20 protein-coding genes are annotated in these 22,016 nt (G+C 34.3%); 10 read left to right on the top strand and 10 right to left on the bottom strand.

All coding sequences use genetic code 11. From position 1 onward, the window contains the following. Window positions 1–20 precede the first annotated feature (20 nt). The 3 genes from J0383_RS12040 to J0383_RS12030 all read left to right on the top strand — a co-directional run bounded on the left by J0383_RS12040 (window position 21) and on the right by J0383_RS12030 (window position 4,598). Window positions 21–1,175, top strand: a complete 1,155-nt coding sequence (locus J0383_RS12040) for an alpha/beta hydrolase (protein WP_207298622.1) — start codon at window positions 21–23, stop codon at window positions 1,173–1,175. Beyond that, on the top strand, window positions 1,175–2,536 hold the full coding sequence (gene radA / locus J0383_RS12035; protein ID WP_207298621.1) for a DNA repair protein RadA: 1,362 nt from the start codon (window positions 1,175–1,177) through the stop codon (window positions 2,534–2,536). Before J0383_RS12040 ends, radA begins: the two co-directional genes overlap by 1 nt. Before the next feature lie 100 nt (window positions 2,537–2,636). Then, a complete protein-coding gene (locus J0383_RS12030; RefSeq protein WP_207298620.1) occupies window positions 2,637–4,598 on the top strand; it encodes a transglycosylase domain-containing protein in 1,962 nt (653 codons plus the stop codon). A gap of 148 nt (window positions 4,599–4,746) precedes the next feature. On the opposite strand, the gene J0383_RS12025 is transcribed toward J0383_RS12030, so the two are convergent. Beyond that, window positions 4,747–5,493: a LytR/AlgR family response regulator transcription factor gene (locus J0383_RS12025; RefSeq protein ID WP_207298692.1), complete on the bottom strand. Its 747-nt coding sequence runs from the start codon at window positions 5,491–5,493 to the stop codon at window positions 4,747–4,749. Next, entirely contained in the window at window positions 5,493–7,310 is a 1,818-nt protein-coding gene (locus J0383_RS12020; RefSeq protein WP_207298619.1) for a tetratricopeptide repeat-containing sensor histidine kinase, read from the bottom strand. Before J0383_RS12020 ends, J0383_RS12025 begins: the two co-directional genes overlap by 1 nt. 147 nt (window positions 7,311–7,457) lie before the next feature. Between J0383_RS12020 and J0383_RS12015 the strand changes: the two genes are divergently transcribed. The 4 genes from J0383_RS12015 to J0383_RS12000 all read left to right on the top strand — a co-directional run bounded on the left by J0383_RS12015 (window position 7,458) and on the right by J0383_RS12000 (window position 12,173). Next, the gene (locus tag J0383_RS12015) at window positions 7,458–8,423 is read left to right on the top strand and encodes an SIMPL domain-containing protein (protein ID WP_207298618.1); all 966 of its coding nucleotides are present in this window, start codon (window positions 7,458–7,460) and stop codon (window positions 8,421–8,423) included. Between the two features lie 107 nt (window positions 8,424–8,530). Continuing rightward, window positions 8,531–9,691, top strand: coding sequence for a vWA domain-containing protein (locus J0383_RS12010; protein WP_207298617.1), 1,161 nt, complete (start codon window positions 8,531–8,533; stop codon window positions 9,689–9,691). Between the two features lie 8 nt (window positions 9,692–9,699). After that, window positions 9,700–10,323, top strand: a complete 624-nt coding sequence (locus tag J0383_RS12005) for a murein L,D-transpeptidase catalytic domain-containing protein (RefSeq protein WP_207298616.1) — start codon at window positions 9,700–9,702, stop codon at window positions 10,321–10,323. A 221-nt stretch (window positions 10,324–10,544) separates the two neighbouring features. After that, the gene (locus J0383_RS12000) at window positions 10,545–12,173 is read left to right on the top strand and encodes a DUF4139 domain-containing protein (RefSeq protein ID WP_207298615.1); all 1,629 of its coding nucleotides are present in this window, start codon (window positions 10,545–10,547) and stop codon (window positions 12,171–12,173) included. A gap of 72 nt (window positions 12,174–12,245) precedes the next feature. Here the strand turns inward: J0383_RS12000 and J0383_RS11995 are convergent, their stop codons facing one another. The 3 genes from J0383_RS11995 to J0383_RS11985 form a co-directional block, all read right to left on the bottom strand. Beyond that, complete coding sequence (locus tag J0383_RS11995) at window positions 12,246–13,283, bottom strand: aldo/keto reductase (protein ID WP_207298614.1); 1,038 nt, start codon at window positions 13,281–13,283, stop codon at window positions 12,246–12,248. Between the two features lie 264 nt (window positions 13,284–13,547). Further along, complete coding sequence (locus tag J0383_RS11990; protein WP_207298613.1) at window positions 13,548–14,492, bottom strand: OmpA/MotB family protein; 945 nt, start codon at window positions 14,490–14,492, stop codon at window positions 13,548–13,550. A gap of 111 nt (window positions 14,493–14,603) precedes the next feature. After that, window positions 14,604–15,365, bottom strand: a complete 762-nt coding sequence (locus J0383_RS11985) for an exodeoxyribonuclease III (protein ID WP_207298612.1) — start codon at window positions 15,363–15,365, stop codon at window positions 14,604–14,606. 121 nt (window positions 15,366–15,486) lie between these two features. Between J0383_RS11985 and J0383_RS11980 the strand changes: the two genes are divergently transcribed. After that, window positions 15,487–17,295 (top strand): GNAT family N-acyltransferase, encoded by a 1,809-nt coding sequence (locus tag J0383_RS11980; RefSeq protein ID WP_207298611.1) that lies wholly within the window; start codon window positions 15,487–15,489, stop codon window positions 17,293–17,295. 76 nt (window positions 17,296–17,371) lie between these two features. Here J0383_RS11980 and J0383_RS11975 read toward each other — a convergent pair whose 3' ends face one another. The 5 genes from J0383_RS11975 to J0383_RS11955 all read right to left on the bottom strand — a co-directional run bounded on the left by J0383_RS11975 (window position 17,372) and on the right by J0383_RS11955 (window position 20,153). After that, window positions 17,372–17,737: a DUF805 domain-containing protein gene (locus J0383_RS11975; RefSeq protein WP_207298610.1), complete on the bottom strand. Its 366-nt coding sequence runs from the start codon at window positions 17,735–17,737 to the stop codon at window positions 17,372–17,374. 209 nt (window positions 17,738–17,946) lie between these two features. Beyond that, a complete protein-coding gene (locus tag J0383_RS11970) occupies window positions 17,947–18,195 on the bottom strand; it encodes a TM2 domain-containing protein (protein WP_207298609.1) in 249 nt (82 codons plus the stop codon). Between the two features lie 87 nt (window positions 18,196–18,282). Beyond that, the gene (locus J0383_RS11965; RefSeq protein ID WP_207298608.1) at window positions 18,283–18,561 is read right to left on the bottom strand and encodes a TM2 domain-containing protein; all 279 of its coding nucleotides are present in this window, start codon (window positions 18,559–18,561) and stop codon (window positions 18,283–18,285) included. A 22-nt stretch (window positions 18,562–18,583) separates the two neighbouring features. Then, the gene (locus J0383_RS11960) at window positions 18,584–19,009 is read right to left on the bottom strand and encodes a DUF805 domain-containing protein (protein ID WP_207298607.1); all 426 of its coding nucleotides are present in this window, start codon (window positions 19,007–19,009) and stop codon (window positions 18,584–18,586) included. Between the two features lie 193 nt (window positions 19,010–19,202). Beyond that, the gene (locus tag J0383_RS11955; RefSeq protein WP_207298606.1) at window positions 19,203–20,153 is read right to left on the bottom strand and encodes a 2-hydroxyacid dehydrogenase; all 951 of its coding nucleotides are present in this window, start codon (window positions 20,151–20,153) and stop codon (window positions 19,203–19,205) included. Between the two features lie 175 nt (window positions 20,154–20,328). Here J0383_RS11955 and nhaA point away from each other — a divergent pair, with 175 nt between their 5' ends. Further along, the gene (nhaA, locus tag J0383_RS11950) at window positions 20,329–21,471 is read left to right on the top strand and encodes a Na+/H+ antiporter NhaA (protein WP_207298605.1); all 1,143 of its coding nucleotides are present in this window, start codon (window positions 20,329–20,331) and stop codon (window positions 21,469–21,471) included. A gap of 2 nt (window positions 21,472–21,473) precedes the next feature. Continuing rightward, window positions 21,474–21,998, top strand: coding sequence for a hypothetical protein (locus tag J0383_RS11945; protein ID WP_207298604.1), 525 nt, complete (start codon window positions 21,474–21,476; stop codon window positions 21,996–21,998). Window positions 21,999–22,016: the final 18 nt, after the last annotated feature.

Genomic DNA, 22,016 nt, shown 5'->3' with positions numbered 1-22,016 from the left:
TCACTGAAATGCCACAAATCATGAAAAAAGTTTACCTGCTGATTATTTTAATTTCCGCATCTGTATTTTCCCAGAAAAAATTTGATAACATTCAATCTGAAAAACTGGGAGAAGAAAGAAGAATAACCATTGGACTTCCTCCTTCTTATGATGCAAAATCAGATAAAAAATATCCAGTTTTATATTTATTGGATGGAGATTATTTATTTGATCCGTTTTCGGGTGCTGTAAGTTATGGATCATATTGGGATGATATTCCAGAAATGATCATCATTGGAATTCATCAAAATAAAGACGAAGAACGTTATGATGATACAACTATAGATCAAAATGCAGGATTACCTTTTGAAAAAGGAGCAAAATTTTTCGAATTTATAGGTGCCGAACTTATTCCATATATAGAAAAAAAATACCGCACTACGCCTTTCAGAATTATTGCGGGACACGATGTAACAGCAAGTTTTGCTAATTTTTATTTGTATAAAGAAATTCCGCTTTTCAATGCCTATATCTGTTTAAGTCCAGAATTGGCCCCAAAAATGGAAGTTCGTATTGCCGAAAAGTTTGCCAAAATACAAAAACCAATATTCTATTACCTTTCTGCTGGAGAAGGTGATATCAAAAAAATAAAAGAACCGATTGAAAAATTAAACGGAAATATTAAAATTGCTAATAATCCGTTAGTGAATTATAAATATGAGGTATTCAAAGGTGCAACACATTACACAGAAGTTTTACACTCTATACCAAGTGCGCTGTATCAGATTTTTGAAATTTACAGACCAATAAATTCTGCTGAATACAATGATAAAATTGCCGTTCTTCAAGAAGGTTATGCAGAATATTTAGAAAAAAAATATACTGACATGTCTGAAGTTTTAGGAGTTCAGATTCCTGTTCGAATGAGCGATTTTAAAGTAGTAGAGAATCTTATTTTAAAAAGAAATGCTTACAGCGAACTAGGGAAAATGGCTGAAATAGGAAATGTAAATTACCCGAAAGCCATGTTGGGAGAATATGAATTAGGATTAATGTATGAAAAACAAGGCGATCCGAAACATGCTTCAAAAAAATACCAAAACGCTTCACAAATGGAGCCAATTGGGGATTTGAACAAAGATTTGATGTATGAGAAAATTGACGAAATGAATACGCTTGCTAAAAAAACCAAATAATGTCAAAAGTTAAGACTTCCTTTTTTTGCCAAAACTGCGGCACTCAATACTCCAAATGGCAGGGACAGTGCAACGCATGTAAAGAATGGAATACTATTGCTGAAGAAATTATTCAGAAGCAGGAAAAAGTGGCTTGGAAAAGCGAACCCACTTCAAGCAGTAAAGCTCCAAGACCGTTAAAAATAAACGAAATTGATTCGGCACAGGAAATTCGAATGGATACAACTGACGGCGAATTAAATCGTGTTCTTGGCGGCGGAATTGTTCCTGGATCTTTAACTCTTCTGGGCGGTGAACCTGGAATTGGAAAAAGTACACTTTTACTTCAAATCTCCTTAAAATTACCCTACAAAACGCTTTATGTTTCCGGAGAGGAAAGTCAGAAGCAGATCAAAATGCGTGCTGAAAGAATCACACCAAACAGCGACAACTGTTACATCCTGACCGAAACTAAAACACAAAATATTTTCAAGCAGATTGAAGCCATTCAGCCTGAAATTGTCATTATCGATTCGATTCAAACACTGCATACAGATTACATTGAATCGACCGCTGGAAGTATTTCCCAAATTAGAGAAACAACGGCTGAACTTATCAAGTTTGCCAAAGAAACCAACATTCCCGTTATTTTAATTGGACATATTACCAAAGATGGAAATATCGCTGGACCGAAAATTCTAGAACATATGGTCGATACGGTTCTTCAGTTTGAAGGCGACAGAAATCATATTTATAGAATTCTTCGTTCGTTGAAAAACCGTTTCGGGTCAACATCTGAACTTGGAATTTACGAAATGCTTGGAAGTGGTTTACGCGAAGTAAGCAATCCGTCGGAAATATTAATTTCTCACAAAGACGAAGAATTATCAGGAACTGCCATTGCCACAACACTTGAAGGCATGCGTCCGTTAATGATCGAAATTCAATCTTTAGTCAGCACAGCCGTTTACGGAACACCACAAAGAAGCACTACAGGTTACAACGCCAAAAGACTAAATATGATTCTGGCTGTTCTTGAAAAAAGAGCTGGTTTCCGTTTAGGTGCAAAAGATGTTTTCCTGAATGTAACAGGTGGAATTTCTGTTGACGATCCTGCAATTGATCTTGCTGTTGTCGCTGCGATTTTATCATCAAATGAAGATATTCCGGTTGGAAAAGGTTTTTGTTTTGCTGGCGAAGTCGGACTTTCTGGTGAAATTCGTCCCGTAAACCGAGTTGACCAGCGTATTCAAGAAGCAGAAAAATTAGGTTTCGACACTATCTTTGTTTCAAAATACAATAAAATAGCTTTAAAAAATACGGGAATCAAAATTGAGCTTGTGGCAAAAATTGAAGATGTTGCAAGCATACTTTTTGGCTGATTTTTTTTTCGCCACGAATTCACAAATTAATATAATATAATTCGTGAATTCGTGGCAGAAAAACTACCCTCAAAAAATTAAATATTGTAAATTCAACATTATGAATTTTCCAAAACAAAAAATATTCAAAGCTTTAAAAATATTGGCTGTAATATTGGTTCTGCTTTGCATTGCATTATATTTTTTCAGAAACTCGCTTTTAAAACAGGCTATTGCCAAAGTAACACACAAAATGGCCGTGAGTTACAATAGCGACTTTTCCATTAAAGAAGCTTCTTTTGACGGCTTATCCAGTATTAAACTTACAGATGTCGTATTAGTGCCCAAAAATGCTGATACTCTTTTAAAAATCAAAAACCTTGAAACCAGCGTCAGTTTAAGCAGTTTGTTAATTGGAGATGTTCAGGTTGGAACTTTAAAAATCAACAACGGTTATGTGCAATTAGTGAAAAAAGGAAAAATCAAAAACTTTGATGCTTTCCTAAAAAGAGACCGAGATGATTCAGAAACCAACGAAAAACGCAAATACGGTGCTTTTGCTTATAGAATCATTTCTAAATTGCTGAATCTGGTTCCCACTGATATGAATTTGGAAAACTTCCAGTTTAAAATTGACGACAATGGAAAAAAGACTTCTATTGCTGTAAATAAATTGGTTTTAAGCAACAAACAGCTAGAAACAAGCATTCATGTTGTTGCAAAAGATTTTGATCAGCGCTGGAACTTAAAAGGATTTGCAGATCCGAGGAACCAAAAAGCTGATATTCGTTTTTTCAATTTAGATACTGGAGCCATTCGTGTTCCATATCTGGATGAACGTTACAATTTAAAAGCAAGTTTTGACTCCATCCGTCTGAATGTTCAAAATATTGATAAAAGCGGCAGTGAGTTTCATCTTGACGGTTTTACTTCTATCGTAAATTTAAAAATCAATCACCCGAAAATCGCGAGCAAAGATGTTATCATCAAAAATGCCCGTTTCGATTATCGTTTTTTATTAGGAGATGATTTCATTTCGATCGACAGCACTTCAACAATGCAGTTAAATAAGATAAAACTGCGTCCTTACATTTCTTATAATACGGAAAAAGATACCGTTTATACTTTGAAAGTTGATATTCCGAAAATGAAAGCGCAAGATTTTATCGTTTCGCTTCCTGATGGTTTATTTACCCATTTTCAAGGAATGCAGGCGACTGGAAATTTCAATTATAAACTGGACTTCAAATTCAATAAAAACAAACCGAACACGCTTGTTTTTGATAGTAAACTGAACAAAGAGGATTTACGAATTACCAAATATGGCGAAGCCGATTTAAATAAACTAAACGGCGAATTTGTCTATCGTGCCATTATTCAAAATGTATTACAGCGGCCAATTTTGGTTGGAAATGCCAATCCGAATTATACGCCTTTAGACCAAATGTCTCCTTTTTTAAGAAAATGTGTACTCACAACCGAAGATCCATCTTTCTTCTCACATCGCGGATTTATTAATGAAGCTTTCAAGCAATCTATTCTGAAAAACATCAGAACCAAAAAATTCTCTCGAGGTGCCAGTACGATCAGCATGCAGTTGATCAAAAATGTCTTTTTAACTCGTGAAAAGACGCTTTCGCGAAAGCTGGAAGAAATACTTCTTGTTTATATTCTAGAAAACAACCGAATTGTAAGCAAAGAAAGAATGCTGGAGGTATATTTCAACATTATCGAATGGGGACCAAACGTATACGGAATTGGCGAAGCAAGTCATTTTTACTTCCAGAAAAGTCCAGCGGCTTTAAGTTTAGACGAATGTTTGTATTTAGCAACCATTATTCCGAAGCCGAGAAAATTCATGTATCAGTTTAACGATCAAGGAAACTTGAAAGATTATGCGGTAAAGAATCAAAAATTCTTAAGCAATTTAATGTTACGCCGTGGTCTTATTATTCCAGATGATACTATTGGCCGACTTCCAGTTTATATTTCGGGAAATGCACGTTCGTTATTACGAATCAAAGTTCCGGATTCCACTGCCATTCAAAATGATTCTCTGTCTACAGACGAATTTGATTTGTAACGATTGCTGTCAAATTTAACCGCAAAGTTCGCAAAGGATTACGCAAAGTTCGCAACGTTTTTTTCGGAAAGCTTTGCGAACTTTGCGTTTATAGTAAGTCCAGCTGAAAATAAAATCTTTGCGCTCTTTGCGGTAAAATGTACACAGTTTATTTGAAGTTTTTAAGAAACTCTTCTTTGTAAGTGGGCGAAACTTCGATTTCTGTTCCGTCGTTTAAGGTGACGATTCCGCCTTTATTATATGATTTTACACAATTGAGATTGATAATATGCGATTTGTGAACGCGAATAAAAGGCAAAGGCAAAATTTCTGAAAAATGCTTCAAAAATCGGCAGACCATTTTCTTGGCTCCAGTATTTAAATACAAATCGGTAAAATTTCCATTTCCGCGAAGGCGTACAATATCTTCCATTTTCACCACTTCAAAACCTTCTAACGTTGGCAGAATAACTTGCTGTTTCTCTGGTTTCTGCTCGTGAAAATTCTCGACAATGATTTTATTTCGGTTGAAAATTTCATGATTTAAAATCTGATGATGCACTTTATTAACTGCAATAATCAGTTCTTCGATACTGATTGGTTTTAAAAGGTAATAAGCCGCACTTTGGTTTAAAGCACGAAGTGAATATTCAGAAAAAGCAGTTACAAAAATGGTTTCAAACTGAAGATCTTTGCAGGCTTCCAAAACATCAAAAGCATTTCCAAAAGGCATTTCTACATCTAGAAAAACCAACTGTGGTTTAATGTCATGCAACAACGGAACAGCTTCTTTGATATTCTGCGCTTCTCCAACAACCTCAACTTGCGGACAATATTTGCTTAAATAATTTTTAAGCACTTCGCGCGCTGCCAATTCATCTTCGACAATTACACTTTTTATTTTCTGCAAAGTCATCATATTTTATCAATTAATGGAAAAACAATTCGAACAATCGTGCCGGATTCTGGTGCTTCTTTTTCTGAAATCGAAAACGAAATATCCTTTTTATACAATTCATTCAAAAGGTCAATTCGTTCTTTCGTATTGTTCAAACCGCGTGATTCGTAAATTTTCTGATTGGTTGTTTTGAGTTCACGGCTTCTGGTTAAACCAATTCCGTTGTCTTCAATTATCACATTAATCTTTCCGTTTTTGTACTCAAATCGAAGCGATAAAAAGCCTTTTTTATCCAAATAACGTAATCCGTGCCAAATAGCATTTTCCAGATGTGGCTGCATAATCATATTCGGAACAAAAACTCTTTCGGTATCGAGCGACTCATCAACCACAATTTCAAAATCGAATTTATCCAGGAAACGCAAATGTTCTAAATCCAGATACTTCTTTAATTGTTCGACTTCTTTATCCAGCGAAATAAAATCTTTATTGGAATTTTCCATCATATTTCGCATCAAATTCGAATAAGAAGTCAAATATTTATTGGCTTCCAATTCTTTATTTTCGGCAATAAACTGATTGACACTGTTCAAACTATTGAAAATAAAATGCGGATTCATTTCACGGCGCAATGACTGCAAAGCGATTTCTTTATTTTTAATTCGGATGGAATACAACGCTTTTACGATGAAGAAAAACAAAAGCAGCAACAAACCAATGGATCCTAAAAGAAAGTAATTGAACGAGTTTTTTTTCGAAATCAATTCGTCCTTTAAAACTTTTTCCTTTTCAAGCTGTCGGATTTTATCTTCCGTAATCTGAAAAGTTTTGGCATCAATTAAAGTCGTATCAGACTTGATTAATTTTTCGAAATTATTAAAAAACTGTTCGTACAAAGCCATACTTTCCTTGTCTTCTCCTTTTGTTTTATAATATTTGATTAAAGATGACAAACTCTTTCTCGCTTCGGTTGAATTTCCTTTTTGAAAAGATAAATTGTAAGCTTCTTTTAGAGACGAAATGGCTTTTTCTGGTTCTTTCTTCTCAAAATAAAGCGACGCCAGCGATTGCAGCTGTTTTATTTCGGTCGTAAAATCGTTATTGGTTTTGGCATCTGCAAGTAGTTTTTCGCTAATGGCAAGCGCTTTATCAAACTGATTATCGGCCACATACACTTTTGCGATTTCATTTTTGATCTTAACTTCTTCTGGCTTGTCTTTAGCGTATTTCAAAGCTTTTTTATAACTTTCAATTGCTACCGCTTTGTCATTTAACTGCAATGAATTTTCTGCTTTTTGAACATACGCTTTACTGACTTCTTCGGCTTTTTTTTCCTTTTTCAGCAATTCAATATTCGAATCTACATAAGTGGTCTGGCTTGCCGGATTGGATTGATTTCTGAGTCGGTTTGCATCGTTCTGGTTTATTTTCTCTTCAGATGCATCTTTGGTCAGCGAACCCGCCGCTTCATAATTTTTTATAGCCGAATCGAAGTTTTTCTGGTCTTCCTGAACTTTCGCCAAGCTTCTGGTAACTCGGGTTTTATCTTCGGTCAGTTTTAATTTGGTATACGAATTTAAAGCTCTTTTAAAATATTCTTCTGCTTTTGCATTATCGCCTTTACTGAGAAAATCATTGGCTAGTTTTTCATAATTAAACGCAATTTTCGCTTCATCGTTTTCATCTAAAGATTTCGATAATTCTTCAGCAGTTTTACTGATTTTGGCTTTACTCTTCGGTACACTTTTTTCAGGAAGCGACTGCGCAGTTATTTCTTGAGGAAATAAAAACGCTAAAAAAAGCAGACTAAAAACAATTAATACATGACGTTTCACAAACAAGTTATTTAGAAAGTGTAAAGTAACTTAATTTCAAATTCCTATCCTATCGCATTCACCAAGTCAAACGGCTTGTTGACCCATTGTCTCAAAAATACGTTTTTTCGATCAATACTTTTACCTCGTAATCTTAAAACCATCATTATGAAAAAACTATTTTACGCTTCTTTTATTCTTTTTTCTCAGTTCATTATTGGACAAGTTTCTGGAAATGTCAATTATCAAAATCAATATTCTCCTAGCAATACGATTGATATTGGTTTTCCAACTAGCGAAGGCATTGTAGCCAGTGTAAAAGGACTTGCGAATGTTAAAGCAGATTCATACATGGCAATTTTCAGCATAACTCAAACGGGTAAAACCACCAAAGAAGTCAATGAGTTACTTGACCAGAGAATCAATAAATCACTTGAAGAGATAAAGCTTAAAAAAGGTGTTGAGACTTTTGTCGATATGATTTCGTTTGTTCCGGTGTATGAATATGAGGTTGAAAAAAAGGTGTTTAGCCGCAAAACGTATAATGAAGTTCCGGTGGGATTTGAGTTAAAGAAAAACATTCACATAAAATTTACCGATCCCAATCAGCTGAATGATTTTATTTCGATTTTATCCAATCATGAAATATATGATTTAGTGCGAGTTGACTATTTCTCCAATGCGTTGGAAAACATCAAAAAGGAAATGATGAACAAAGCCAAACTGCTGATTCAGGAAAAAATCAAGAACTATGAACTTCTTCTTGGAGAAACATTTACAAACGTAGAAAAAAGAATCGCCGATGGTTTTGCTGTTAATTTACCCGTAGAAATGTACAAATCGTATGAAGCGTACAACAGTTCTTCTTTAAATTTAAAAAAAGCAGCAAATGTAAATCAAGCCAGTAAATCGACTACGCTTTATTATCAGCCTGTGTTTAATAAAGAATTCGATTTTATCATTAATCCAGTGGTTTTGGAACCTGTTATTCAAGTACAATATGAAGTAAAGATTTTCATTAACAGGGAAAAAGAAAAGAAACAAGCTGCCAAAGCAGATAAAGAATTTATTCTGATTACTCCAAATGGCAATTTAAAACCTATTAATGTCAATTCTCCAAAGCAAACCTATTAATCTATAAAGTTTCACCAAGTCGAAAGACTGTTTCACCATTTGTCCAAAAAGTGCGCTTTTTTAGTTTTTAAGTTTGATCTATAATCATCCAATTAAAAACTAAAATTATGAAATCAAATCTTTTTATAACAGCACTTTTGGCTTCGTCAATATCTTTTGCAAGTTGTAATTCTTCGAATGCGAAACCCATAAAAAATATTGAAAGCGAAAAACCAAATTCGGCTGAAACGACTAAAATTCAGGTTGCTCTTTTATTGGACACTTCTAACAGTATGGACGGGCTAATCGATCAGGCGAAATCAAGATTGTGGAATATTGTAAACACATTGACCACTTTAAAATACGAAGGAAAAACGCCAGATATCGAAATTTCTTTATACGAATATGGCAACGACGGTTTATCTGAAAGGTCAAATTACATTAGACAAGTCACGCCATTATCGACAGATCTCGATTTGATCTCAGAGAAATTATTTGCTTTGAGAACCAACGGCGGAAGTGAATATTGCGGTGCCGTAATTCAGGATGCGACCAAAGAACTAAAATGGTCTACAGAAAGCAACAGCATGAAACTGATTTACATTGCAGGAAATGAAGGATTCGATCAGGGAAAAATCAGTTATAAAGAAACTATTAGCGATGCCTTAAAAAATAATATTTATGTGAATACTATTTTCTGTGGCAATAAAACCGAAGGCATAAATACATTCTGGAAAGACGGCGCCGACCGCGGAAAAGGAAAATATTTCAACATCGATTCCGACAAAGCAGTCCAATACATTGCAACGCCTTACGATGAAGAAATTGCCAAATGCGATGAAAAAATAAACAAAACCTACATCAATTATGGTTCTAAAGGAGCCGAGAAAAAAAGAAACCAAGTCATGCAGGATCAGAATGCCAAAAAAGTTTCGGCTTCTAATTATACAGATCGTGCGGTGAGCAAATCAAAAGCGGTTTATAAAAACGAAAGCTGGGATTTGGTTGATAAAGTAAAAGATGATGCAGGCGCTATTGGTAAAATTAAGAAGGAAGAATTGCCAACGGAACTTCAAAACAAAACTACTGCTGAAATTGAAGTAATCGTAAATGAAAAGAAAAAAGAAAGAGAAACAATCCAGAAAGAAATTAGTGTTTTAGCCAAAAAACGTCAGCAGTATATTGATACCGAAGCTAAAAAAACCAAAACTCAGGATGATTTGGGAAATACGATAAATTCTTCTATTCTGGCTTTCGCCAAAGTAAAAGGCTATACGGTTGAGAAATAAGAATCCTGATGAAAACGAGAATTTTATTTCTGCTCTTTACGGTGATTCCGTTGGTTTGTTTGAGCTGTGAAAATAAAAAAGAGAAAACGATAAAAACTAAAACTTCAAAACCGATTTATTCCTATGAAGAGAAACTAAAAAGTGAAATAACTGAAATCAGGAGTTTTTTGGGGAAATCTCCGAAATACAATTCAGATGTGGCGCTGTTTTTAGATATGAAGATAGAATCTGGAAGAAATCGGTTTTTTGTTTATGATTTGAAACACAATAAATTACTTAATAAAGGTTTGGTTGGACATGGTTCTGGTTCAGAAACAGGAATTCAAGGCGAACTAAAATTTAGTAATATCAAGAATTCAAATTGCAGTTCGTTAGGCAAATATGCCATTGGCGGTTCTTATATAGGAACATTTGGAAAAGCCTACAAATTATACGGTTTGGACAAAACCAACAGTAACGCTTTTGATCGCAATATTGTGCTTCACAAATACTCCGAAATTCCGTTTGATGAACAACCTTATCCAATTTGCAACAGCTTGGGATGTCCAATGGTAAACGAAAAGTTCTTCGGCGTTCTCGAAAAACTAATTGACCATTCTAAAAAGAAAATCATTCTGGTCATGTATTATTAACTCATTGGGTGTAATTAAAATAAAATCATTTTTAACACATAGAAACATAGATTTTCGGTTCAAAAAGAGACTGTAAGAAACTCGTTTCCACATATAGATAAGCTATTGCACTTAAAATAAGTGAAACGCCTTTTTTTAATCTTAAAAAGACTCTATTTCATTCTGTTAAAAAAAAATTCCAACGAATTAAATATCTTTCCCAATAATCTAAACTCAATCTTATGAATAAAAAAGTAATTCTATTCATCGTACTTTTAGTTGGCGCTTTCGCGAAAGCACATAAACCAATCTTCACAACAGCAAAAGTGAAAGCCGCAACAGTATATTTTAATGCCGCCGAAATTTCGCAGACAACAAGCATTACACTGCCTGCTGGAACAAGTGAAATTGTCATTAAAAATGTGGCTTCATATTTAAATGAAAATTCGGTCCAAATTGGCGCTCCGGCAAATGTGACCGTGCTTTCGGTTCAATTCACCAATAATTATATTTCAGAATACGAGACAGATTCTAAATCACCTTTAATTAAAAGAGTAAATGATAGTATTGTTTTGATTGAGAAAGAACTTCAAAAAGTAAACAATACGATTAATTCTGAAAACAAAACCATGCAACTGCTGGATCGAAATCAACAAATTTCGGGAGTAAATTCTGGATTAAATGTAGCCGAATTAATGAAAATGGTCGATTATTATAAAAACAAACAAATCGAAATTGCCAATAACATCAATACATTAACCGATAAACAGAAAAAACTAAATGAAACACTTCAGAAACTCAATAACAAACTTGAGTTTGATACCAACAAAGAAGAACAAACTTCATCAGGAAAATTAATTGTCCAGGTAATGAATAGTGCCGCCGGAATTGTTCCGCTAGAGATTTCCTATTTAACACAAAGTGCTTCTTGGAATCCTTTTTACGATTTGCGTACCGAAAGTGTAAATGCTCCAATCAATATGGTTTATAAAGCACAGGTTGTTCAAAACAGCGGCATTGACTGGAAAAAAGTTAAACTGACTTTATCAAGCGGTTATCCGAACCAAAATAATCAAGCTCCGATATTAAGTTCTTGGTTTTTAAGAAACAATGTTAATTATGGTTATAATCAAAGAGTTGCTGCCAACCAATTGCAAAGTGCTATGGGAGTAATAAAAGAAGAAGCAATTCAAGATGCGGTGATATCTGCGGCGCCAAAGATGAAAAAATCTTCTGTTTCCGATTTTACAACTGTTGCAGAAAACCAACTAAATATTGCTTTTGATATTGATATTCCGTATGATATTCTTTCTAACGGAAAAGTACACAGTGTTTCCTTAAAAGAAATCAAACTTCCGGCAACGTATAAATACTACGCCGTTCCGAAAGTAGAAAATGAAGCTTTCCTTCTTGCCGAGATTGCCGATTACAGCAAATACAATTTATTGCAAGGCGAAGCCAATATCATTTTTGAAGGAATGTATGTTGGAAAAACTTTCATAGAGCCAAATCAGACTTCTGATACTTTAAATTTAAGTATGGGACGTGATAAAAAGGTTTCAATTAAACGCGAGAAAGTTGCCGACAAATCGGGAACTAAGTTTTTGTCTTCTAGAAAAGAACAAACTTTTACTTACGACATAACTGTTCGAAATAATAAAAAAGAACCAGTTGAGCTTTTACTAAAAGATCAATATCCGTTGACAACTAACAAAGAAATCGAGGTGGAATTACTGCAAAGCGACAGCGCAAAAGTAAATGCTGAAACTGGAATTCTAACTTGGCAATTACAGCTGAAACCAAATGAAACCAAAAAGATCAGAATAAGTTATCGTGTAAAATATCCTAAAGATCAGGTTTTGAATTTATAAAATCTCCTCAAAAACAAATCCCGATAGTTGTAAAGCTATCGGGATTTTATTTTTATTTAATTCGCAAAAAAATTAAGGCGCTGGATCAGGAATTATGGCCTGAACAGCATCAATTTCTGCTAAGATTTGTTTTGAAAGTACAACATCAATTGTGTCGATGTTTTCTTTTAATTGTTCCAAAGTGGTTGCTCCAATAATTGAGCTTGTCAAAAATGGCTGCTGCAATACAAATCCCATTGCTAATTGCGTTAATGTCAAACCGTGTTTTTTAGAGATTTCCTGATACAATTTTGTTGCTTCGGTACATTGGTCGCTATTGTAACGTTTGTATTGCGGAAAAAGGGTAATTCTCGCTTTTGGATGACTTTCTCCTGTTAAGAATTTCCCAGTGAGAACTCCAAAGGCTAAAGGCGAATATCCCAATAAACCAACATTTTCGTATTTCGAAACTTCTGCAGAATTCACTTCAAACAAACGGTTCAATAAAGAATACGGATTTTGAACGGTTTTGATTCTTGGCAGATTGTTGTATTTGCTTTCTTCTAAAAGACGCATCATTCCCCAAGCATTTTCATTTGAAACCCCAATATGTTTGATTTTACCTTCTTTGATTAATCCGTCGAAAGTTTCTAAGATTTCTCTGAAGTTATCTTCCCAAACATCATCGTGTCCTTGAAATGCGCGCGTTCCGAAATTATTCGTTTTTCTTTCCGGCCAGTGCATTTGATACAGATCGATATAATCAGTCTGTAGTCTTTTTAAGCTGTTTTCAACTGCATATTTAATACTTGCAGGAGAAAAATCCAGCTTCTCGCGCATATAACCAAAATTCGGATTTGGTCCTGCAATTTTAGAGGCTAAAACAACTTTATCTCTGTTTCCTGATTTTTTAAACCAAGTTCCAATAATTTTCTCTGTGCTCCCGTAAGTCGCTTCACTCGCTGGAACCGAATACATTTCGGCTGTATCGAAGAAATTTACGCCTCTTTCAAGAGCATAATCCATTTGTTCGTGGCCTTCGGCTTCCGTATTCTGCTGTCCGAAAGTCATAGTTCCCAGACAAATTTTACTAACTTTTATATCGGTGTTTGGTAATGTAGTGTATTTCATTTTTTCTTTAGGTTCAAAGTTGCAAAGAAGCAAAGGTACAAAGTGATTTTTCAAATCGAAATGTGAGAAAGGTTAAAAAAAGTACAAGATTTTTACACCTTTCTGCAAGGTTTCTCAAACCTTGTAGGTATTTATAAATTCAAACAAAAGCTAAACCTACAAGGTTTTGAAAACCTTGCAGGATAAAAATTCCAAAAATCGAAAAAGTAAAAAAGGCTCAAAAGTAAAAACCTTTGAGCCTTTGCACCTTAGAACCTTTGTCCCTTAGTTTATGCTATTCAACATCTCAGCAATCTCGTCTAATCTTGGAGTTAAGATGATTTCGATTCTTCGGTTTTTAGCTTTTCCTTCTGGAGTTGCGTTACTTGCCAAAGGAGAGAATTCGCTTCGTCCTGCTGCTGTTAATTTTTGTTTGTTGATTTTTGGGTTTTCACTTAAAATTGCTACGATTGCTGTTGCTCTTTTAGTCGATAAATCCCAGTTGTTTGCAATTGGTCCTGAACCAGCATATGGATCATCATCTGTATGACCTTCAATTAAAACAGAAAGATCTGGATTATCACCTAAAACTTTTCCAAGTTCTACAACGGCTTTTCTACCTTCTGTTCCCACTGCCCAGCTTCCTGAATTGAAAAGTAATTTGTTTTCCATAGAAACATATACTTTTCCGTTTTTATGTTCAACTGTTAAACCTTTACCTTCAAAACCTGTTAAGGCTTTCGATAAAGTTTCTTTCAGTTTACGCATGGCTTCTTCTTTGGCAGCGATCATATCCTCAAGTTCTTTTAAACGACTTGCTGTTTTGTCTAAACGAGCTTGTTCATCTGCAAGAGCTTTACCTTTTGCTTCTAATTGCGCTAATAATTCACGGTTTTTAGCCAAGTTTTTTTCTAGTGCATCGTTACTGTTTTTTTCCAATGCATTATAAGAATCCTGTAATACTTTGTATTTATTTTGAGCTGCGGCTAAATCTGCTTTTTGTTTTGCCAAATCATCATTAGCACTTGCTAAATCTTTAGTCAGTTTATCACGATCGACTTCTAATTGATTCTTTGCTTTCTTTAAATTTTCATTTTCGTCAGCGATAGAACGGTTTTCTTTTTTTAGATCTGAATATTTGGTTTCAAGATCATTGTAAATCTTTTTGGATACGCATGAAGTAGCTGATAATGCTAAAACTACTAATCCGATGGAGGCTTTTTTAATCATGTTCTTTTTGGTTTTATTAGGGGCGTATTAATACTCTGGATCATGTTCGAAGAAATTGAGATTCAATATTCTTCAAACCGCAATTCTTTCAACAAGAACAATACCAAACTTTTATTCAATCTCGACTAAAACCGGACAATGATCTGAGTGAACTGCATCTGGAAGAATAACCGCACGTTTTAATCGATGCTCCATTTCATTGCTCACCAAATTGTAATCGATACGCCAGCCTTTGTTATTGCCTCTTGCTCCTGCTCTATAGCTCCACCACGAATAATGGTGCGGATCTTTATTAAAATGGCGGAAACTATCAATGAAACCTGATTTCATAAACGCATCCAGCCAAGCACGTTCTGCCGGTAAAAACCCTGAAACAGTCTTATTTCGAACGGGATCGTGAATATCGATTTCTTCATGGCAGATATTATAATCACCACAAATAATAAGATTCGGAATAGCCAATTTCAATTCGTTTATGTAAGCCTGAAAATCATCCATAAACATAAATTTATGATCTAATCTTTCAATATTTGTTCCTGATGGAAGGTACAAACTCATCACCGAAACATCTTCAAAGTCAGCACGAAGGTTACGTCCTTCAAAATCCATATGATGAATCCCGGTTCCATACACTACTTCTTTGGGTTCAATTTTAGATAAAATAGCAACACCGCTATATCCTTTTTTGGTGGCCGGATAATAATATTGGTACGGATAACCTGCCGCAGTAATATCAGCAACAGGAATCTGATCTTTAGTTGCTTTTATCTCCTGAAGGCAGATTACATCAGGGCTTGCCTGTTTCAGCCATTCGATAAAACCTTTGGTAATTGCAGCACGGATTCCGTTTACATTATAAGAAATAATTTTCATCAGTTAGTCATTTTTAGGATTTCAAATGTAATAAAAATGTGGAAAGTTTATAATCGAATCTTCGAAAAGTAGAGTTTTTTGTTATCTTTGTTCGCTGCTCTAATAATATTAAAAATAGTACATGGGTTTAGTTACCGCGAAAGAAGTTGCAAAAGCAATAAATGTTGAAAAGTACGGAGTTTTCGGTACGTTTTCTGGCTGGATTCTTATGAAGGTTCTTAAGATCTCTACCCTTAATAAAATTTACGATCGCAATAAACATTTGGAAGATCTTGCGTTTTTGAACGGAATTTTGGATGAGATGGAAATCAAATTTGAAATACCGGAAGAAGATTTAAAACGTCTGCCGAAAGATGGTGCGTATATTACTATTTCTAATCATCCGCTTGGAGGAATTGATGGAATTTTACTATTGAAATTAATGCTTGAAAGAGAGCCAAATTTCAAAATCATTGCCAATTTCTTATTGCATAGAATTGTTCCGATGAAAAAATACATTATGCCGGTTAATCCTTTTGAAAATCACAAGGATGCTAAATCGAGTGTAATTGGTATTAAGGAAACGTTACGTCATTTAAGTGATGGAAAACCTTTAGGAATTTTCCCTGCCGGGGAAGTTTCGACTTATAAAGATGGAAAATTAGTAGTCGATAAGCCTTGGGAAGAAGGCGCTTTAAAACTAATCAGAAAAGCCAAAGTACCAGTTGTTCCTATTTACTTTCATGCAAAAAACAGTAAATTATTCTACTGGCTTTCTAAAATTGATGATACGTTACGTACTGCCAAATTACCATCTGAGCTTTTAACGCAGAAAGATCGTGTGATTAAAGTCCGTATTGGAAAACCAATTTCGGTTAACGAACAAAATGAAATCGAATCTTTTGAAGAATATTCAGAATTCTTAAGAAAGAAAACCTATATGCTTGCCAATCCTTTTGAAAAGGATACCAAATTGATTGATACCGCAACCGCAAGTCTTAAGATTACAAAAGCACCTAAAAAGATTGTTACGCCTGCAAATGAATCAAAATTAATTGATGAAGTTCAGGCTTTAAGAAATAGCGACAGTAGATTTCTACAAAGTAAAAACTATGAAGTTTTCTTTGCGAGCGCAAAAGAGATTCCGAATATTTTACATGAAATTGGACGTTTACGTGAAATTACTTTTCGTGAAGTGGGCGAAGGAACCAACGAATCTATTGATATAGATGAATACGACCAATATTATCACCATATGTTTTTATGGGATGATGAAACCAAAAAGATTGCCGGAGCATATCGTATGGGATTGGGTTCTGAGATTTATCCGAAATACGGAATTGAAGGTTTCTATCTAACCGATCTTTTCAGATTTGAACCGGAACTTCACGATATGATGCACAAATCGATCGAAATGGGACGTGCCTTTATCGTAAAAGAATACCAGCAGAAACCAATGCCTTTATTTTTATTGTGGAAAGGTATTATTCATACTACTTTGCGTCATCCGGAACATAAATATTTAGTAGGAGGTGTAAGTATCAGTAATCAATTCTCTGATTTCTCTAAATCACTGATGATTGAGTTTATGAAATCAAACTATTACGATCCGTATATTGCACAATATATTCATCCGAAGAAAGCTTATAAAGTAAAACTAAAAGACGCTGACAAAGATTTTATCTTCGATGAAGCAGAATCAGATCTTAACAAGTTTGACAAAATCATCGACGAACTGGAACCAGGAAATTTACGTTTGCCAGTTTTAATCAAAAAGTACATCAAGCAAAATGCGCGTGTAGTAGCTTTTAACGTCGATCCATTGTTCAATAATGCTATAGACGGTTTAATGTACATTAGAATTGCAGATATCCCTGAAAGCACCATGAAACCTGTAATTGAAGAGTTTCAGATTGAATTGGAAAAGAAATTATCTGAGAAAGAAGATTAAGCGCAAAACCATAAATAAGAAAGCCGTTTCTAATTAGAAACGGCTTTTTTTTATACTTAACTTAAACCAGAAAAAATTATTCTTTTCCAATTTCACTAATATCTTCTAATTGGTTTTTAGGATCTGCACCGTATTGATTTGGTCCTTTATCGCCTTCGATAGTAAGTAAATAAATATTATAAAATGGTATTATTATATACCACCATTCTTTATCAATATCGTGCATTCTACGAACTCCAACTGCAATACCAGGAATAAGGACTGCTAAACTATATATGTTTCCAATTATAGTCAGACTAGGCGAAATTAAGCCCGCAATAAACCCAAGAACAAAAGAAATAATAACGTTCACTAAAAAGAACATCCAATATTCTCTTCTCCTTGCTCTTCCTTTAAAATTCAAATAGTTTTCAAAAACTACTTTCTTGTACATTTCTAACATAATAACTCTTTTAAAAAATTTCCCTACTCTTATGGATTTTCAGTTCCTCCATTTGTAATTTAAAAACGTGCAATATTAGCCACTTCAAATTTTATGTTGTGGAACTATACGTTTAAAAACTAACAGAATAAGGTTATTTTTTAGCGTGTTAAAACTGTAAAAAGATCAAATAAAAAATCCCATTTTTCAAAATGGGATTTTTAATGCTTTTAGAACCAAGGCTTTCTACCAACTTGATACGTTTGATAAAAGTCTTCATCCGTTTTTGTTAAGTAGATAATACCTTCTATGAAACCAACTAAACTTGCTGCACCACAAGTAACGATGGTAAGTATTAATTGAATGATTCCTTCTTTTTGATAACCTAAATAAAATTTGTGTATTCCAAATCCTCCTAATAAGATTCCTAAAACACCTGCAGTAACTTTTTTGTTTTCTGGTTTTAAATTATTTTCCATGTTTACTGTTTTAAAGTTTGTATTTAAATCAAAAAAATATTCATAAAAAAATCCCATTTGTATCTAGCCAAATGGGATTAAAATATATTAGAACCAGCCTTTTTTACCTACTTGGTAAGTTTGGTAGAATTCTTCATCAGATTTTGTTAAATAGATAATTCCTTCAATAAAACCTATTAAGCTTGCTGCTCCACAAGTAACGATAGTAAGTATTATTTGAATGATTCCTTCTTGTGTGTATCCTAAAATGAATTTATGTATTCCAAATCCTCCTAATACGATTCCTAAAATTCCGGCTACAACTTTTTTATTTTCTTGTGTAGGCTGTGATGGAGTATTCCAACTTTCTGGTTTTGTAGTTTCCATTTAATTATATGTTAGTTAATTATTATTGCAATTCAACTTTTCCAATTTCATTGATTTCTTCAACATTGTTTTTAGGATCAGATCCGTATTGGTTTGGTCCGTAGTTTCCTTCTGTGCATAATAAAATCAACGCCCAGATTCCTCCAATAAGCGGAATAAAAGATACAAAATAATACCAGCCGCTTTTGCCAATATCATGCATTCTTCGTACTGTAACAGCTAATAACGGAATTAATGTAGCCAAAGAATAAAGAAGAAAAAGACCATATCCAACAAATACACCTGTAAGGGCATCACCCAGAATACCACCAATAATTAAACCTATAATCATTAATGCAAAACAGATTAAACTGCTGGCAAGTGCAAAATACCAATATTCACTTCTTCTCGCACGTCCCTTAAAGTTGGCATAGTTTTCAAAAACTACTTTTTTGTACCATTCAATCATAATCAATTAAAATTAGTTTAAACACCTACTCTTTAAGGATTTTCGGTTTCTCCTATTTCAAAAGAATTCTGCCTATTTAGACTCATTCTTTTAAGAATCGGCAACAATATTATTAAAAATTAACAAATAAAACTAATCGGTAACGAAAAATTTACAGGAAAAGACTCGTTATTAAAATTAAAAAAAAATAAATCTAACTTTGGGCATAAACAGCCTTGATTTTATCTACGATTACCTGCGCCAAACGTTCGTGACTTTCAAAAGTCCAACCCGCAATATGCGGCGTTAATAAAACATTTTTTGCTTCTAGCAGATATTGAAATGCTTCAGGGGTATTTTTATCCTGAAAAAGGGTTTCAAATGAAAGCTTTTCATATTCCAAAACATCTAAACCAGCACCTAAAACCTTTTTTGATTTCATGGCTTCAACTAAATCAGCCGTTACGATGTTTTTACCACGAGATGTGTTAATAATCCAAAATGGTTTTGCAAAGGCATTTATAAAATCTGCATTTACCATTTTGTCGGTTTGCGGTGTCCAAGGAAGGTGAAGACTTAAAACATCGGTTCTTTTTTGTAATTCTGCTAAAGAAACCTGTTTTGCATTTTCATCACCTACATTATCCAAAATATCGTAACACAAAACCTCAGCATCAAAACCACGAAGTTTTTTGGCAAAGGCTTTTCCCATATTTCCATACCCAATAATTCCGACTGTTTTACCATCTAATTCATGCCCGCGATTGCTTTCACGATTCCATTGACCCGCTTTTACTTCGGCGTCGGCCTGATTTAAATTATTAAAAAGGGACAATATTACTCCTAAAGAATGTTCTGCAACAGCGTTGCGATTTCCTTCAGGCGCAGCAATTAAATGAATTCCTTTTGATGAAGCATACTCACAATCAATACTTTCCAGACCAGCACCTACCCTAGCAATAAACTGCAGATTTGTGGCTTTATCTAAAAAAGTCTTATCAATCTTGAAACGGCTTCGAATTACAATTCCGTTATACTCTTGGATTTTAGCTTCGATTTCTTCTTTAGAAGATTTAAAATCGGCGTGATTTTCAAAACCTGCTTCTTCTAACTGGTTCCAGAGAACTGGATGATTACTATCGATATGAAGAATTTTTACACTCATTTTTATTGTTTTTAATGTTAGACAAAAATACGAGTAAAGCTTTATAATTTATCTGGGAAGAAGGTAAAACTCACCAACAAAACGATCAAAGTTTTGTATTGCTCAGATTTTTTTTAACTTTGAAAGTATAGCACAAAGAATTTAGTATTTCTAATTCTTGAGAAAATCTTCCGCAATGAAACTAACCAAGACTTTTAAAGCCTTTTTTGAAAACGAAAAATCAGGAGGATTGCTCTTATTATTTGTTACGCTTATTTCATTGTATGTCGCCAACTCATCGCAGGGAACAACCTATATTGCTTTTTGGGAAAAAGATCTCGGCGGACATTCGATCACACATTGGATTAATGACGGTTTAATGACCATTTTCTTTTTACTGATTGGCCTGGAACTCGAACGCGAAATTTACCATGGCGAATTATCGAATATAAAAAATGCATCACTGCCTATTATGGGCGCGCTTGGCGGAATGCTTATTCCGGCCGCTACATTTTTAGCTTTAAACCTTAAAACTTCAACCCAAAATGGAGCGGGAATTCCAATGGCAACAGATATTGCTTTTGCAATAGGAATTCTATCGCTTTTAGGCAATAAAGTTCCGGCATCATTAAAAGTATTTTTAACCGCTCTTGCCGTTATTGATGATCTGGGGGCAATAATTGTGATTGCCGTTTTTTATACCAGTTCGATTTCTTTTTTAAATCTTGGAATCGCTTTGGGAATCTGGTTTGTATTGTTTGTTTTAAACCGAATGAAAATTCACAACCTGATTCCCTATTTAATTGGCGGGGTTATTATGTGGTATTTTATGCTGAATTCGGGTATTCATGCTACGATTACTGGAGTTATTCTAGCATTTGTGATTCCGTTTGGCGATGGCGGCAAAAAAACTTCTTCATACCGATTACAGCATTTTCTGCACGAACCAGTGGCTTTTATTATTCTGCCTTTGTTTGCAATTGCTAATACTTGTATTGCCATCGACGCAGATTGGTATTCAGGATTACACACTCCCAATGCCTACGGAATTATTCTTGGATTGGTTATTGGAAAACCTCTAGGCATTATTCTCTTCTCATCAATTGGAGTAAGTGCAGGATTGTGTGCGCTTCCTAAAACCTTAAAATGGTCGCATATTTTGGGCGCTGGAATGCTAGGCGGAATTGGTTTTACAATGTCTATTTTTATAACACTTCTTGCTTTTAAAGATCCTGAGATTATCCTGTATTCTAAAATCTCAATTCTGATCGCTTCACTGTTATCAGGAATTTTAGGATTCGCTTATCTAAAGTTTATTTTATCTAAGAAAACGACTTAATTATGAAATTCCATTTAATTGTATCTGCATTATTCATTTTTACAGTTTCAGCCTGTACAAACAAAAAGCCAGAACCGGTAGTTGAGAAAGCTGATACGAAGCCAGAAGTTGTTCTCCAAAAAACAGAAAATGATCCTATCGAAGGAATTTACGAAACCAAATTAGACGATATTGATTCGGGTGAATGTAAAATCACATTAGAAATAACCAAAACTTCAAAAGGCTATTCTTATTTTCTAAAAACAGAAAAAAGACAGCTGAAAGGAATCGCCACTTTTACCACAGAAAAATCGGGAGAAAAGTTATTGTTTTTGGAAGACATACAATGGGATGAATACGAAGGTGATATTAGCAATGAAGATGAAAATGAAGATACTTCTGAAGCTAAAGAAATAGAAATTCCTGTTGGGATTGGCGCTGGTTATGTAAAAGACACTCTTACCATTCAGAATTATGGCAATTCTATGAATTCATATACGAAGATTTCAGAATGTGGACGAAAATATATTCGGTTGATTAAGAAATAAAAGTCAATTTTATAAATT

Source organism: Flavobacterium endoglycinae, assembly GCF_017352115.1.
Lineage (GTDB): Bacteria > Bacteroidota > Bacteroidia > Flavobacteriales > Flavobacteriaceae > Flavobacterium > Flavobacterium endoglycinae.
The sequence above is the reverse complement of the archived record's forward strand: the minus strand, read 5'-3'. Positions and strand labels throughout refer to the sequence as shown.

What these genes read in the sequence shown, in the direction of transcription:
- J0383_RS12015 (WP_207298618.1), top strand. Translation starts at nt 7,458, where the DNA reads ATGAAAAAACTATTTTACGCTTCTTTTATTCTTTTTTCTCAGTTCATT.
- J0383_RS11995 (WP_207298614.1), bottom strand. Translation starts at nt 13,283, where the DNA reads ATGAAATACACTACATTACCAAACACCGATATAAAAGTTAGTAAAATT.
- J0383_RS11975 (WP_207298610.1), bottom strand. Translation starts at nt 17,737, where the DNA reads ATGTTAGAAATGTACAAGAAAGTAGTTTTTGAAAACTATTTGAATTTT.
- J0383_RS11970 (WP_207298609.1), bottom strand. Translation starts at nt 18,195, where the DNA reads ATGGAAAATAATTTAAAACCAGAAAACAAAAAAGTTACTGCAGGTGTT.
- J0383_RS12005 (WP_207298616.1), top strand. Translation starts at nt 9,700, where the DNA reads ATGAAAACGAGAATTTTATTTCTGCTCTTTACGGTGATTCCGTTGGTT.
- nhaA (WP_207298605.1), top strand. Translation starts at nt 20,329, where the DNA reads ATGAAACTAACCAAGACTTTTAAAGCCTTTTTTGAAAACGAAAAATCA.
- J0383_RS11945 (WP_207298604.1), top strand. Translation starts at nt 21,474, where the DNA reads ATGAAATTCCATTTAATTGTATCTGCATTATTCATTTTTACAGTTTCA.
- J0383_RS11965 (WP_207298608.1), bottom strand. Translation starts at nt 18,561, where the DNA reads ATGGAAACTACAAAACCAGAAAGTTGGAATACTCCATCACAGCCTACA.
- J0383_RS12010 (WP_207298617.1), top strand. Translation starts at nt 8,531, where the DNA reads ATGAAATCAAATCTTTTTATAACAGCACTTTTGGCTTCGTCAATATCT.
- J0383_RS12000 (WP_207298615.1), top strand. Translation starts at nt 10,545, where the DNA reads ATGAATAAAAAAGTAATTCTATTCATCGTACTTTTAGTTGGCGCTTTC.
- J0383_RS12030 (WP_207298620.1), top strand. Translation starts at nt 2,637, where the DNA reads ATGAATTTTCCAAAACAAAAAATATTCAAAGCTTTAAAAATATTGGCT.
- J0383_RS11955 (WP_207298606.1), bottom strand. Translation starts at nt 20,153, where the DNA reads ATGAGTGTAAAAATTCTTCATATCGATAGTAATCATCCAGTTCTCTGG.
- J0383_RS11960 (WP_207298607.1), bottom strand. Translation starts at nt 19,009, where the DNA reads ATGATTGAATGGTACAAAAAAGTAGTTTTTGAAAACTATGCCAACTTT.
- J0383_RS11980 (WP_207298611.1), top strand. Translation starts at nt 15,487, where the DNA reads ATGGGTTTAGTTACCGCGAAAGAAGTTGCAAAAGCAATAAATGTTGAA.
- J0383_RS11990 (WP_207298613.1), bottom strand. Translation starts at nt 14,492, where the DNA reads ATGATTAAAAAAGCCTCCATCGGATTAGTAGTTTTAGCATTATCAGCT.
- radA (WP_207298621.1), top strand. Translation starts at nt 1,175, where the DNA reads ATGTCAAAAGTTAAGACTTCCTTTTTTTGCCAAAACTGCGGCACTCAA.
- J0383_RS11985 (WP_207298612.1), bottom strand. Translation starts at nt 15,365, where the DNA reads ATGAAAATTATTTCTTATAATGTAAACGGAATCCGTGCTGCAATTACC.
- J0383_RS12025 (WP_207298692.1), bottom strand. Translation starts at nt 5,493, where the DNA reads ATGACTTTGCAGAAAATAAAAAGTGTAATTGTCGAAGATGAATTGGCA.
- J0383_RS12040 (WP_207298622.1), top strand. Translation starts at nt 21, where the DNA reads ATGAAAAAAGTTTACCTGCTGATTATTTTAATTTCCGCATCTGTATTT.